General features: G+C 61.6%; 11 protein-coding genes. 6 read left to right on the top strand and 5 right to left on the bottom strand.

Annotation, left to right across the window (positions count from 1 at the left end):
• Nucleotides 1–83 precede the first annotated feature (83 nt).
• From KQ661_RS03200 to KQ661_RS03190, 3 genes are all read left to right on the top strand, one after another.
• On the top strand, nt 84–1412 hold the full coding sequence (locus KQ661_RS03200) for a TolC family protein (protein WP_216679324.1): 1329 nt from the start codon (nt 84–86) through the stop codon (nt 1410–1412).
• 260 nt (nt 1413–1672) lie between these two features.
• Nucleotides 1673–2098: a universal stress protein gene (locus KQ661_RS03195; protein WP_216679323.1), complete on the top strand. Its 426-nt coding sequence runs from the start codon at nt 1673–1675 to the stop codon at nt 2096–2098.
• 110 nt (nt 2099–2208) lie between these two features.
• The gene (locus tag KQ661_RS03190) at nt 2209–3312 is read left to right on the top strand and encodes an HlyD family secretion protein (protein WP_216685633.1); all 1104 of its coding nucleotides are present in this window, start codon (nt 2209–2211) and stop codon (nt 3310–3312) included.
• Nucleotides 3313–3430: 118 nt separating this feature from the next.
• Here KQ661_RS03190 and KQ661_RS03185 read toward each other — a convergent pair whose 3' ends face one another.
• The gene (locus KQ661_RS03185; RefSeq protein ID WP_216679321.1) at nt 3431–3757 is read right to left on the bottom strand and encodes a four helix bundle protein; all 327 of its coding nucleotides are present in this window, start codon (nt 3755–3757) and stop codon (nt 3431–3433) included.
• A 222-nt stretch (nt 3758–3979) separates the two neighbouring features.
• Between KQ661_RS03185 and KQ661_RS03180 the strand changes: the two genes are divergently transcribed.
• Nucleotides 3980–5551 (top strand): DHA2 family efflux MFS transporter permease subunit, encoded by a 1572-nt coding sequence (locus tag KQ661_RS03180; protein WP_216685632.1) that lies wholly within the window; start codon nt 3980–3982, stop codon nt 5549–5551.
• A gap of 180 nt (nt 5552–5731) precedes the next feature.
• On the opposite strand, the gene KQ661_RS03175 is transcribed toward KQ661_RS03180, so the two are convergent.
• From KQ661_RS03175 to KQ661_RS03160, 4 genes are all read right to left on the bottom strand, one after another.
• Nucleotides 5732–6766: a hypothetical protein gene (locus KQ661_RS03175; RefSeq protein ID WP_226915879.1), complete on the bottom strand. Its 1035-nt coding sequence runs from the start codon at nt 6764–6766 to the stop codon at nt 5732–5734.
• 99 nt (nt 6767–6865) lie between these two features.
• Complete coding sequence (locus KQ661_RS03170; RefSeq protein WP_216685631.1) at nt 6866–7696, bottom strand: class I SAM-dependent methyltransferase; 831 nt, start codon at nt 7694–7696, stop codon at nt 6866–6868.
• Nucleotides 7697–7910: 214 nt separating this feature from the next.
• The gene (locus tag KQ661_RS03165) at nt 7911–9305 is read right to left on the bottom strand and encodes a M56 family metallopeptidase (RefSeq protein ID WP_216685630.1); all 1395 of its coding nucleotides are present in this window, start codon (nt 9303–9305) and stop codon (nt 7911–7913) included.
• Nucleotides 9283–9690: a BlaI/MecI/CopY family transcriptional regulator gene (locus tag KQ661_RS03160; RefSeq protein WP_216685629.1), complete on the bottom strand. Its 408-nt coding sequence runs from the start codon at nt 9688–9690 to the stop codon at nt 9283–9285. The genes KQ661_RS03165 and KQ661_RS03160 overlap by 23 nt, the downstream gene beginning before the upstream one ends.
• A 449-nt stretch (nt 9691–10139) precedes the next feature.
• Between KQ661_RS03160 and treF the strand changes: the two genes are divergently transcribed.
• Complete coding sequence (gene treF, locus KQ661_RS03155) at nt 10140–11795, top strand: alpha,alpha-trehalase TreF (RefSeq protein ID WP_235726913.1); 1656 nt, start codon at nt 10140–10142, stop codon at nt 11793–11795.
• A 368-nt stretch (nt 11796–12163) separates the two neighbouring features.
• Complete coding sequence (locus KQ661_RS03150) at nt 12164–12982, top strand: porin family protein (protein ID WP_226915702.1); 819 nt, start codon at nt 12164–12166, stop codon at nt 12980–12982.
• Nucleotides 12983–13317: the final 335 nt, after the last annotated feature.

Raw genomic sequence — 13317 nt, 5'->3', positions numbered from 1 at the left:
GCATGGCTTTCGGTAAGGGCGATGCACACCCTAAGCCACCTGGCCTTATGTTTTCTTCTCAATCTTTAAGAGGTTTTGCCGGTTTGTCGCTGCTTGGCGGCCTGTCGCTGGCTCAGCCGGCGCTGGCCCAGAACCAGCCTAGCGTGCCGGCTGCCGCCCAGGCCATTGGTCTGGCCAGCGACTCCCTGACCCTCGGCGCGACGCTGCAGGCCGTGCTCGACGCCAACCCCAGCATCACCAACCTCACCGAACTGTCGGCAGCCTCGACCAGCCGCCTGAGCCAGACGCGGGCCGGCTTCCTGCCCCAGGTGACGGGCACGGCTACCTACGCCCGCATCGACCCGGTGGTGAAGCTGCCGTTTCAGGGCGAAACCCTGCAGTTTGCGCCCAATAACAATTACGACTTCCACCTCACGGCGCAGTACCTGCTGTTTGATTTCGGCAAGAACGATGCAATAGTGAAAGTGGCCGAGTCGCAGGTGCAGACCGCGCAGGACAACATCACGGTAGCCCGCCGCGACCTGGCGTTCAACGCCGCGCAGGTGTACTACAACATCCTGTTCATGCGCGAGAGCATTAAGGTGCAGGACCAGCAGATTGCCTCGCTGCAAGCCCACCGCGACGAAATGAATAAGCGCGTGCAGGCCGGCGTGAGCACTAAGTTTGACGTGACAACCACCGATGTGCGCATCACCCAAGCCCAAAGCACCAAGCTCGACCTGCAAAACCAGCTACGCAACCAGCAGGTGCAGCTGGCCCGCCTGCTGCACAAGCCCGCCCAGGCCGACATTCCGGTGAAAGGCCGCCTCACCTACGAGCCGCAGCCCGTGGATGTAGAGGCCGAGGTGACCAAAGCCAGCAACAACCGCCCCGAGGTGAAGCTGGCCCGCGACGCCGAAAACGCGGCCGCCATGCAGGCCCGCCTCATTGAGAAAAGCAACATGCCCAGCCTGGGCGCGGGCGTGCAGGCCGGAGCCAAAAACGGCTATATCCTGCCCGATATCAACCGGATTCGCTTCAATACAGTGGGCGTCATTCAGTTATCGGTGCCGATATATGACGGCAACAAGAACAAGAAGCAGCGCGTAGAGGCCGCCGCCATCTCCCGCGCCGCCGTGGCCCGCACCGCCGACACGCAGGAGCAAATCCGCGCCGACGTGCGCCAGGCCGTCAACAACATGGATTTCAGCCAGGCCCGCCACGAAAACGCTCAGCAGCAAGTAGCCCAGGCCACCCTGGCCCTGAGCAAAGCCCGCGACCGGTACCGCTACGGTGTAGGCCAGAACCTCGACGTGCTGGACGCCGAAACGCAACTCGCCCAGGCCCGCCTAGCCTTGGTGCAGGCCGAATACAGCTACACGCTCGGCCAGTACCAGCTCCGCCGCGCCACGGGCGAGCAAATATGGCTGTAGGTGAGATAGTTAAATGGTGATTTTCGGTGAGGTGTGAGATGGTGAAATGTGAGTTTATTTTTCATTCTGCATCAGTTGCGCCAGTTGCGCAGACAAAACGAAGCTGTTTAGAAAGTCCCCGAACGGTCATGCTTCGCTGCGCGCTGCATGACCTTTTGAGTACCTTTTGTGACTTTCTAAACAACTCCAACATCAAAATCACACCTCACCACCTCACATCTCACCGAAACTCACATCCCACCATTTCACTATCTCACCATATGACCATCCTTTGCCCGCTCGATTTCTCGGCCGCTTCGGCTGGCTTAGTAGCCTACGCGGCGGCCCTGGCCGTGGCGATGGGCGCTGAGCTGCGGCTGCTGCACGTGTGCGAGCCGCAGGAGGACCCCACCGGCCAGCGGCCCGATGCCACGGTGTTTGCGCCCTGCAACGGCCGGATGCAGGCCCTGCAGGCTGCCGCCCAGGAAGCCGGAGTGGCCCACGTGCACACCGGCATGGTGCGCGGCGAGGCCGCCCCCGCAATTGTGGCCGAAGCCACCCGCCAACAAGCTGATTTGATTGTTATTGGCGCGCACGGCCAAACAGGCCTGACCCGCTTTTTGATGGGTACTACCGCCGAAATCGTGCTCCGCACCGCCCGGTGCGCCACCATGCTGGTACGCGCGCCTTTGCTGGATGAGGAATGAAGAATGAGGGCTGAAGAATTGTCTTTGCCGACGCTTCAACCCTACCTTCTGCTTGCTCACCCCTCTTTCTGATTCTTCATTCTTAATCCTTCATTCTTAATTCTATTAAGATGGCCCAGACCGAAACTTCCGTTCAAAACGCTCCGGCTCCCTACCCTAATGCTACCAGCGAAAGCGAGCATGTAGAAGAGCCCAAAAAGCGCAATCCGCTTTTGCTCATCATAATGACCCTGGTGCTGCTGGCGGGCGGCTACTATGGCTTCACGCGCTACCAGTTTGCCAAAGCCCACGAAAGCACCGACGATGCCCAGGTAGAAGGCGACGTGTACCCGGTGCTGCCCCGCGTGGGCGGCCCGGTGCTGGAAGTGAAAGTGGACGACAACCAGCCCGTAAAAAAGGGCCAGGTCCTCGTGACCCTCGACCAGGCCGACTACCAGCAGCGCGTGAACGCCGCCGAGGCTGCCCTCTTTGCCGCCCAGGCCCAGGTAACGGCCGCCCGCGCTGGCGTAGGCACCGCCAACGCCAACGTGCGCACCGCCCAAACCGGCATTGGCGTGAGCCAAGCCAACCAGGAGCGCCTCCAGAAAGACCTCAAGCGCAGCGACTTGCTGCGCAAGCAGGACATCATTCCGCAGAGTGAGTACGATGCGGTGCAGGCCAACCTGAAGGCCACGGCCGCCCAGCGCGCCACCGCCACCGACCAGGTGAGCGTGGCCCGCCAGCAGGTAGCCGTGGCCGCGCAGCAGATTGCCGTGGCCCAGGCCGTGGTGAAGCAGCGCCAGGCCGACCTCGACAACGCCAGGCTGCAGCTGAGCTACACGACCATCGTGGCTCCGCAGGATGGCATCATCAGCAAGAAGAACGTGCAGCCCGGCCAGGTAGTAGGGCCCGGCCAGCAGCTGTTCGGCATCGTGGGCAGCGCCCGTACCTGGGTGGTGGCCAACTTCAAGGAAACCCAGCTGGAAGACATGAAAGTGGGCCAGCCCGTGAAGCTGGAAGTGGATGCCTACCCGCATGAGGAGTTCCAGGGCCACATCGAGAGCCTTTCGGCCGCTACCGGCGCCCGCTTCGCCCTGCTGCCCCCCGACAACGCCAGCGGCAACTTCGTGAAAGTAACCCAGCGCGTACCCGTAAAAATCGTGCTCGACAAGGAGGATGCCCAGCACCCCCTGCGCGCCGGCATGAGCGTGAACGCGGTGGTAACGGTGAAGTAGGTTTCGGTGAGGTGTGAGATGGTGAGGTGTGCGTTTGATGTTTCGCTTGCGCAAATGGCGCAATTGGCACAGTTAAAACATCAAACGCACACCTCACCATCTCACACCTCACCGAAACTCACCGTTGGGCTTTTTTGCGGGCGCTGGCTAGAATGGATACAATCTCCAAGTATTCCTGCTCAATACTGGTTAACCGAATTTTGGCGACTATACCCGAATCGCCGAGGAGTTCGAGCCAAAAAAGGGTTTCATCGGCTTCCTCTACACAGATACAGCGCTTCGCATACCACTCGGCCGTAGAACGGCCCCGGCAGGCGGCCCGGAAATTGGCAGCTACTGAAGTAGCAGAACGCAATAGCTGCTTCCCTAATACAGCAGCTTCGCCCGTGCGTGGCAGCTGCTGAAATACCCGAATTATTCGCAGCGATGCCTCTTTGGTGCGCATCCGCACCGCTTCATTAAATGAAGCTGTTTAGAAAATCCCCGAACGGTCATGCTTCGCTGCGCGCTGCATGACCGTTTGAGTACCTTTTGTGACTTTCTAAACAACTCCAGTGACAAGCGGGGAACAAACAATTCTTCTTCCATAATAACAGTGAACCAGTGAGTTGCTAAAGCGCAAATAACGCCTATCAACTCACCATTTCACACCTCACTATTTCACCATATGGAGACCGGTTTTAGAAAATGGATTATCGTGGTGACGGTGGTGCTTTGCGTGCTGCTCGAGCTCATCGATACCAGCATTGTGAACGTGGCCCTGACCCAGATGATGGGCAACCTCTCGGCCACGCAGCAGGAAGTGAGCTGGGTGGTGGCCTCCTACGGCATCGCTAACGTGATTGTGATTCCGATGACCGGCTTCCTGGCCGAGCAGTTCGGGCGCAAAAACTACTTCTTCTTTTCGGTGATTCTGTTTACGCTGGCCTCCATGGCCTGCGGGCAGAGTACCAACCTGTGGGAGCTGGTGGCCTTCCGCTTCATTCAGGGTGTGGGCGGCGGCGCCCTCATGGCCACGTCACAGGCTATTCTGATTGATACTTTTCCGCCCAAGCAACTGCCTCTGGGGCAGGCCTTGTTTGGCATGGGCGTAATTATCGGCCCCACCATCGGGCCCACGCTGGGCGGCTACATCGTGGATAACTACGACTGGCCCTGGATTTTCTACGTGAACGTGCCGGTGGGCATCATGGCCGCCATCTTCACTTGGTTGTTCATTAGGGACCCGGAGCGCATCAAAAACGCCATTCCCCGGCCCCTACGCGAAATTGACTGGTCCGGTATCGGCCTGCTGATTCTGGGCGTGGGCTCGCTGCAGTTTGTGCTGGAGCAGGGCGAAACCAACGACTGGTTCGACGACTCCACCATCGTGCTGTTTACCGGGCTGTCGGTTATCGGCATCGTGGGCTTTATCTGGCGCGAGCTCACGGCCAAGGCCCCCATCGTGGACCTGCGCGTGCTCACCAAGAGCCGCAACCTGGCGGTGGGTGCTTTTCTGTCGTTCGTGCTGGGCTTCGGCCTATTTGCCTCGGTGTTTGTGTTTCCCATCTTCACGCAGCGCATTCTGGGCTTCACGGCGGCCCAAACGGGCTACCTGTTGCTGCCTGGTGCCCTGGCCTCGGGCTTCATGATGCCCATCATCGGAAGGATGCTGGTGAAGGGCGTGCCCCAGAAACTGATGATTCCGATTGGCTTCACCATCTTCTTCCTCTTCACGTTCTGGATTGCCGCCCGCCTCACGCCCACAGCCGGCGAGAGCGACTTCTTCTGGCCCCTCATCTTGCGCGGCGTGGGCCTGGGCCTCATTTTCCTGCCCATCACCACCATGAGCCTGGCCGGCTTGCAGGGCAAGGACGCGGGCCAGGCCGCCGGCCTCACCGGCATGATTCGCCAACTCGGCGGTTCGTTTGGCGTGGCCATCGTGGGCACCTACCTGGAACGCAACATTGCCCAGAACCGGGTGGCGCTGCTACCCAACATCTCGCTCTACAACGAGGCCACGGTTCAGCGCATCCAGGCGTTCACGCAGAACTTCTTGGCGCGCGGCTTCCCGCTGGAGCAGGCCCGGCAACAGGCCTACGCCGCCCTCGAAGGTATTCTGATGAAGCAGGTTGCCATTATCACCTACGGACAGGTATTCACGGGCCTGGGGCTGTTCTTCATCGCCTGCGTGCCGCTGGTGCTGCTCGTCAAGCGCAACAAGTCCGGTGCCGCCATCGACCTGAACGCCGCGCACTAGCGGTGAGGTGTGAAATGGCGAGGTGGTGAGTTTGATATTCACTCGTCTATCTGCCACTGTTTTTTCAAGCAAAGAAGCCCCTGACAGTTAGCTGTCAGGGGCTTCTTTGCTACTCATTAAAATGTTACGCAGGGTGCTTTAATGTCAAACCCACCACCTCACCATTTCACACTTCACCACCTACTGATACTGAATGTACAGCGGCGAAGGTGTGAGGGCAATCACCTCGCTGGGCGTCATGATGTGGTGGGGCTTGGGGCGGGCGTCGTACTCGTAGAACAGCTTGAAGCCGGTGTACTGCACGGGCTCGGCCTTGATGTAGGCATCGTAGGAGTCCTTTTTCAGGGTCGGGTCGCCGTGGCCGTCCATGTGCATTACCACCTGCACGCGGGGGTCGAGCTTGATGTTTTTGTAGTTGCTCAGCATTTTGCGGGTGAAGCGGTGCACCGTCAGCACCTTGGGTGGCAGGTGGTTTTCGCTCACAATGCGAGCCAGGAAGTTGATGGTGAAGTTCACGTCCTTGGCATCGAGGGTGCCGATGCGCTGGTTGGGGCGCACGCCGGGCATGGTGGCCAGCGAAAACTCGGGGTCGATGCCCAGGTGCACAATGGGGTCTTTGAGGTACTGCTCCAGCTTGGGCAGCTCGGCCTGCAGGGTGCTGTGGCCGGGCTGCACGTCCAGAAACAGAATGCAGTTGTGCTCCTTGGCCCAGGAAATCACTTCCTCAATCGTGGATTTGGAGTTCATCAGGCGCCATTTGCCGTCTTTGCCGGCGGTGCCCTGGGCTGTGATGGTTACGTTGTGCAAAGCCGGCTGCACCGGGATGCTGGGGTCGGCGGCCTGCCACTCCTTTATCACGCCCGCAAATTTGCGGAACATCTGGTCCTTGGGCTCGCGGCCCAGAATACCCATGCCCTTCGAGCGGATGTTACCATAAAACGCCACAATGCGGTGGCCCGGCAGGATGGCGCCCGGCAGCTGCCCGTTTTTCTTGGCAATACTGTCGGCCTTCAGCGAATCGCGGCGCATGGCCATCGCCTGAATCTTGATGGTATCGATGGGCGCCGGCTGGGCGGCCGTGTCGCCACCGGCGGTAGCGGTGCCGGCCGTGCTTTTTTCACCCTCGGCGGGGCGGGTGGAACAAGCGGGCAGGGCGAGGGCCGCAAAGAGGCCCAGCGAAGCGACAAACGCGCTAGGGGTGGCTTTTAGAAACACTGACAATGGAGGACAATACGAACAATAGATATAGCTCAAAGGTAAGGGTTTCCGTGTCGCTCGGCCCGTCGATGCCTTGAGATTCACCAAAACTACACCTTACCGGGCAGGCTGGCGCGTAACCGGCTGGATGGTTACCTCAAACCACGCCGTGGGGTCGGCGAGCGGGTCGGGCACCTGCGCGGGCAGCAACGTGGGCGAGTAAAGGGCGCACAGCGTGTTTTCTACCTGCACCAGCTGGCCAGTGGCGGCCGCGGGCAGCCCATCGAGCAGGCCGGCCAACACCTCCCAGCGCGGCTCGCCCGGCTGGCGGCTGGCATCGTGCCATACAACTATAGTATTCGGGCCCACCAGGTACTCAAACACGCGTCGGGTATCGGTCCGCACGGCCTCATAGCGGTGGTCGCCGTCGATGAAAATCATATCAAACGGCCCGCCCAGCGCAGCAAAGTCGTAGGTGGCCGAGTTGCCGTGCAGGTGGCGCACGTTGGGCAGTGGCTTCGAGAAGAAGCCATGCAGCTCGATGTATCGCTCGGGCAGGCCCAGGGCGCGAATTTCTTCATCCGACAGGTTCAGGGTGAAGACTTCGGCGGCTACTTCGGCTACGTTGGCGGCGCTCTCGCCACGCCAGGTGCCAATTTCGAGGTAGCGGCAGCCGGGCACGCGGCGGGCCAGGGCGCGCAACAGCAGCAAATCCGTGGGCAGCGAGCCGCCCTCTCGGAAGGCAAACGGGCGCACCGTGGTATCGGCCGGACTCAGAAAATGGGCCAGTGATACCATCGGCAGGCCTTTGGCCGTGAGCTGGCGGCCGGCATGGGCCAGCGCCCGGCGCTGCCACTCGGCCACATCACCGGCAATGACGTGGTTGAGCAGTGAGGGGGTGCGGGCCAGGCTGCGCAGGGCCTGCAGGGCAACAGATAATCGGGACATGGTTGGTAGTCAGGTGCAGGTTGCCAGTGGACAGGCCACCACCGACAAGGCAGGCGCAACCGGGCAGCGGGCAATTAAAAAGCAGCTCTGACCGCTGCTTCCGGCCCTAAAGTTACTTGAGGAGCTGCGGCCGGGCTTCTGCGGAGCCATCAACGCAGAAAGGCCCCGGCGCAGACCGGAGCATTTCGAGCGGTTTCTCTCGGTTTTGCCAGGTTTAGTGGCTAATAATTTTGCCCTGTTCGCCGCTGGGAGGAGTGGAGACGTCTATGGTCCCGACAAATAGCAAAGGCACAGTAAACGAAACGTTTACCGCTTTGCCATCTTTCATCCCGGGCACAAACTTCGGCAACTGCCGAATGGCGGCTATCACGGCTTCATCGTAGGCGGGACTGAGCCCTTTTATGACCTTAGCCGCTTGTACCTCGCCCTTATCCGTCACGATGAAGGAAGCAAACACGCGGCCCATGTGCTGTTCGGCCGCAGGCACTTTGGGGTAAACCAGGTGCTGCTGGATATTGGTCACGATAGCCGCCGGCCCGCCTCCCCCCGGCAGCTCCGGCATCTGGTCAACCATATCATATACAACCGGAGGGGCCGGCGGGGGCGGCAATAGTGTTGTTTCGGAGCCTTTGTGAAGAACAAGCCGGTTCTGGCCGTCAATTTTTACTAACTCCAGTTTTTCGGCTGGTGCGGCGGGCGGCGCGGCTTTCTCGCAGGCTATGGCAACGAATAACACGCCTGCCAGCGGCAGGGCAAGCCACTGTTTCCAACGGCGGATGGGATTGGTTTTCTGAATCATGGCAATGCGACTGAGTGTTTGGGAATGGGAGAAGGAGTGCGCAAGCGGAACCGAGAAACCGAGGCGGCTGGCCACTTGCCGGGCCAGCAGTTGGGAGTAGGAAGTGGACAGGGAAGGCGTAGGCGAGAATTCATCGTGCAGGGCCGCTTCATCGGCCAGGTACTCGTGGGTGAGGGCCAGCGCCCGTCCGCAGAAGTGCACGAAGGGGTTGAACCACAGCGCGGCGCGTAGCAGCTCCAGCAGCAGCCGGTCGTAGGTGTGGCCTTGCCGAACGTGGGCCAACTCGTGGCGCAGCACCTGACGGGCTTCGGCCGGGCTCAGGGCCAGGGTTTCATCCCAGAACACGATTCGGCCGAAGGAGCTGGTGGGCAGCCGGCCGTGGGTTTCTGCCAGCGTGTAGCCGGGGTGAGCGGTGCGGGGCAGACGGCGGGCCGTGTGCCACAGCCCCGCCAGCCCGTAGGCCAGGCGGGCCAGCATCAGAACTGCGCCGGCTAGGTAAATCATTAGTAACCAGAACGTCCAATTGGGGCCGGTTGCCACGACGGCCGCACCGGGCGCGCTCACTTCTACCGTCGGCAGCAGCACGGCCGCCACACCGGCCAGACCCGCCGGGCCGGTGCCCCACCAGCCAGCTGGCCAGGCCAGCGGCAACAGCGGCAGGCCAGCGGCCAGCAGCGGCCCCAGCGCCAGAAAGGCCCGGTTGTAGGCGAAGCTGCGCTCCGGGCGCAGGGCCAGGCGGTAGCAAGCCCACCACGCGCCGAGCAGCGCGGTGCTGAGCAGCATCCAGTTAAGCAGGCTGAGCTGGGTCATGGTCTTCGGGGGTTTGGGGGTGGGCGGCGTGGCGCAGCAGCTCGTCGAGCTGGGCGGCATCGAGGTTTTCTTCCTTGGCGAAAAACGAAACGAGGCGGCTGAACGAGTTGCCGAAGTGGCCGCCCAACAGCTTGCGCAGCGAGAAGCGGCGGTAGTCGTCCTGGGCCACCAGCACGAAGTAGCGGTGTGTGCGGCCGAAGGCTTCGTGGTCCACGAAACCCTTGGTTTCGAGGATGCGGATGATGGTGGAAACCGTGTTGTAGGCGGGCTGGGGCGCGGGCAGCTCGGCCAGCACGTCCTTCACAAAGGAGGGGCCGAGGCGCCAGAGCACCTGCATCACTTGTTCTTCGGCGCGGGTGAGTTCGGGGAAAGCAGAGGGGTCCATGTTGGAAGGTTGAGTCAGGGTAATGCAAACGTACAACTAATATTTTAGTTTTCAAACTATAAACTTAGTTTTACAGGTTATCCACTATCAATCAATGACAATCAGCAAACCATAATGACACAGCCAACCCAAGTTGCGCAGTAGCCGGGTAGCGGCCAAAGGTTGGAGCAATCTCAGGCAGCACATCGAGAAAGCCGCATGGCGGTGGCAGAAATAACCCGGCTGTCTGTTACCGCTCTACGTGGCTTTGACGTTCCTTTAGCTGGTTGGCTACGAACCTGCCACCGCTACGCGGCTGCTCCGCAACTTTAGTTACTTATTGCGGTGGCGGGACGCAACACAGCGCGGCGGCAGGCGCTACGAAGCCAAAGACCGCTCTCAGCCGTAAACCACCCCGAGCCTGCTCCTTGTGCACTGCCGCGCAGCCCCGAACCACTAGCTCCCTACTTATGCTGAAAACCGTATTCTGCTCGCTGGTAGGGCTACTGGCTACCCAACGCGGCTGGTCCCAGACCGAAACGGCTGCGCCGATGGCCCCCAAAGCGGCCGCCGCCACACCGGTAGTACCGAAGCCAGCGGGCGTGCCGCTTTCGCCCCGGCAGCTGTTTCCGGGCCTGTTTGAGGCGGTGCAGCTGGGCCGCGTTTTCCCCGACAACAAGACCTTTGTGGATGCTGCCCCGAAGCAGCGGCCGGCCACCATTCTGGCGGCCTGGCGGCGCGAGAAAACCCAGCCGGGCTTCAACCTTAAAGCCTTTGTGGAAGCCCATTTCACACTGCCAACCGATGGCTCAGTGCCTTTCCAGAGCGACCTGAAAGCCGGCCTGCGTCACCACCTCGACACGCTGTGGACAGTGCTGGCCCGCCCCGCCGCCCCGGCCGCCGACGCGACCGATTCGCTGGCGGAATTCCGCTCGCTGGTGCCGCTGCCCAAGCCCTACCTGGTGCCGGGCGGACGCTTCCGGGAGGTGTACTACTGGGATTCCTACTTCACCATGCTGGGGCTGGCCGAGGCCGGCAAAACCCAGCTGATGAAAGACATCACCGATAATTTTGCCTACCTCATCGGCCGATTCGGCTTTATTCCCAACGGCAACCGCACGTATTACCTCACCCGCTCGCAGCCGCCCTTCTTCGCCAACATTGTGCAGCTGCTGGCCCAGGACCTGGGCAACGGCCAGCTGTTGCGCTACCGCCCCGCCCTCGAGGCCGAGTACCGCTACTGGATGCTGGGGGCCGAAACCCTGAAGCCCGGCACCGCCGCCCACCGCGTGGTGCGCCTGCCCAACGGCAGCCTGCTGAACCGCTACTGGGACGAGAGCGACCAGCCCCGCGAAGAATCGTACGCCGAGGACGTGGCCGCCGCAAAAAAGAGCAAGCAGCCGGCCGCCCAGTTCTACCACCACATGCGGGCGGGCGCAGCCTCGGGCTGGGATTTCAGCAGCCGCTGGTTCAAGCCGGGGGGCGGGCTGGAAAGCATTCAGACCACCGATTTGATACCAGTCGATTTGAACTGCCTGCTCTATAATCTCGAAACGGTGCTGGCCGAGGCGGCCCGCGTGGCCGGCCAGCCCGCCCAGGCCCGCCTGTACGATACCAAGGCTGCCCAGCGCAAAATGGCCCTGCTGGCCCTGAGCTGGGACCCCAAAGCCGGCTGGTTTCAGGACTACAACTGGCGCCTGAAGCAGCGCTCGCAGGTGCGCAGCCTGGCGGGCACGTTCCCGCTGGCGTATGGACTAGCCACGCCAGAGCAGGCCCGGCGCGTAGCGGCCGGCCTGCAAACCAACTTCCTCAAGCCCGGCGGCCTCGTGACCACGCTATCGGCCACCAGGCAGCAGTGGGACGCCCCCAATGCCTGGGCTCCGCTGCAATACCTGGCCATCGAAGGCCTGACGCGCTACGACCATAAGGCCCTGGCCGACACCGTGGCCCACCGCTGGGTGCGCCTCAACAGCCGCGTGTATAACCAAACCGGCAAGCTGCTGGAGAAATACGACGTGCAGAACGTGAACCGCCCCGCCGGCGGCGGCGAGTACCCGCTGCAGGACGGCTTCGGGTGGACCAATGGCGTGCTGCTGCGCCTGCTGAACCGGGAGCAGCCCCGGTAGCGGCGGGGCTTGCCCCGCCCGTGGCGGAAGGGTACAACCGAGTCAGCACGCTCGGGCCGGCGGGAGCCAGCCCCGAAACGCCGGGGGCTGCTGGCTTTTCGCGCTTTCCCGCTGCTAAGCCGAGCTGCTTTTGAGCGGTTCGGTTTTTTGCTTTTTGAACCGCCGGACATTGGTCGATTTCGTGCGGCCGTTAATCCGAGATTTGGCGGCTTTGGTCTGCTGCCCAGAAAACCGGGACGCGAACGGAGAGCTTCTGCGAAACGGTTTGGCACGGTTTTGCAATGCATCCCTGCATCGGCCCAATAGCCGGGCCGGTAGTCCGGCCCCGAGCGGCCGGTTTCTTTCACTCGTTTCAACCAATGCTGGTTATGAAAATTTCACGCCTTTCGGGCGGCCTGGCCGCAGCTTGCCTATTGATTTCGGCCACCTGTTCTACCGCTTCGGCCCAGGGGGCCCGCGATGCCTACGGCAACCCCAAGGCGGTACCCTCGCCCCGCCCCATGGGCTCGCCCACCACGCGCCGCACTCCCAGCTACGCCAAGCAGCCCACGTATTCGACTTCTAATTCCACTACTTCCGGCGTGCGCTTCGGCTTCCGGGCCGGCCTGAACATGGCTGATTTGCAGGGCGATGCCGTGCAGAGCTTCACCACCCTGGCCGGCTACGCCCCCGACGGGTCCATCAGCAAGCAGCTGCGCCCCGGCTTCTACGCCGGCTTATACGCCACGCTGCCCATCGGCCCCGGCTTTGCCATCGAGCCCGGAATTACTTACGCCGAAAAAGGCGCGGTGCTCAGAGGCACGCTGCCCTTCCCGGCCCTCGATTTCCTGAACGCCAACGTGACCGGCACGGCTCGCCTCGCCTACATCGACGTGCCGGTGCTGGCCAAGGTGTTCATCACGCCGGGCTTATACCTCTACGCCGGCCCGCAGGCCTCGTTTCTCGTTAGCGGTAAGGCCCGGGTAGATGCCAGCGTGCTCGGCTTCTCGGCCTACAAGCAGGATTTCGACGTGTCGAACCAGCTGCGCAAGGTTGATTTTGCCGCCGTGGCCGGCCTGGGCTACCAGTTCGAAAACGGCTTCGGCCTGAGCGCTGGCTACGACTACGGCCTCACCTCGCTCGATGCCAACAACCGCTTCAGCGCCTACAACCGCGTGGCCAAAGTCGGCCTTAACTACTCCTTCTAATTATTCAAGCCGATTACCGGCCATTTTATTCCTCGATTCTTCGTTGCCGATTTAGTCGTCAGTATCCGAGATATGTTATTGAAAAGGCCCTTCTGCTGCATCGGAAGGGCCTTTTTGGTTTGTCGACCGTCATGCTGAGCGCAGCCGAAGCATCTCGCGTGCCACCACTAATCCTTTTTTTAACGATTGGATTACTACCACACGCGAGATGCTTCGGCTGCGCTCAGCATGACGCTCTTCTCTGCTGTTCCGCTACCGCACGCCCACCGTGCCACTGCCGCTCAGGCCCTGGGCCAGGCGCACGAGGCGTACGAACTCGGCGCGATAGCCATCGG

This window comes from Hymenobacter siberiensis (assembly GCF_018967845.1).
GTDB classification, from domain to species: Bacteria; Bacteroidota; Bacteroidia; order Cytophagales; family Hymenobacteraceae; genus Hymenobacter; species Hymenobacter siberiensis.
The sequence above is the reverse complement of the archived record's forward strand: the minus strand, read 5'-3'. Positions and strand labels throughout refer to the sequence as shown.

Excerpts from the sequence above, each read along its gene's own strand:
- KQ661_RS03195 (WP_216679323.1), top strand. The coding sequence starts at position 1,673 with ATGACCATCCTTTGCCCGCTCGATTTCTCGGCCGCTTCGGCTGGCTTA.
- KQ661_RS03190 (WP_216685633.1), top strand. The coding sequence starts at position 2,209 with ATGGCCCAGACCGAAACTTCCGTTCAAAACGCTCCGGCTCCCTACCCT.
- KQ661_RS03185 (WP_216679321.1), bottom strand. The coding sequence starts at position 3,757 with ATGCGCACCAAAGAGGCATCGCTGCGAATAATTCGGGTATTTCAGCAG.
- KQ661_RS03180 (WP_216685632.1), top strand. The coding sequence starts at position 3,980 with ATGGAGACCGGTTTTAGAAAATGGATTATCGTGGTGACGGTGGTGCTT.
- KQ661_RS03170 (WP_216685631.1), bottom strand. The coding sequence starts at position 7,696 with ATGTCCCGATTATCTGTTGCCCTGCAGGCCCTGCGCAGCCTGGCCCGC.
- KQ661_RS03165 (WP_216685630.1), bottom strand. The coding sequence starts at position 9,305 with ATGACCCAGCTCAGCCTGCTTAACTGGATGCTGCTCAGCACCGCGCTG.
- KQ661_RS03160 (WP_216685629.1), bottom strand. The coding sequence starts at position 9,690 with ATGGACCCCTCTGCTTTCCCCGAACTCACCCGCGCCGAAGAACAAGTG.
- treF (WP_235726913.1), top strand. The coding sequence starts at position 10,140 with ATGCTGAAAACCGTATTCTGCTCGCTGGTAGGGCTACTGGCTACCCAA.
- KQ661_RS03150 (WP_226915702.1), top strand. The coding sequence starts at position 12,164 with ATGAAAATTTCACGCCTTTCGGGCGGCCTGGCCGCAGCTTGCCTATTG.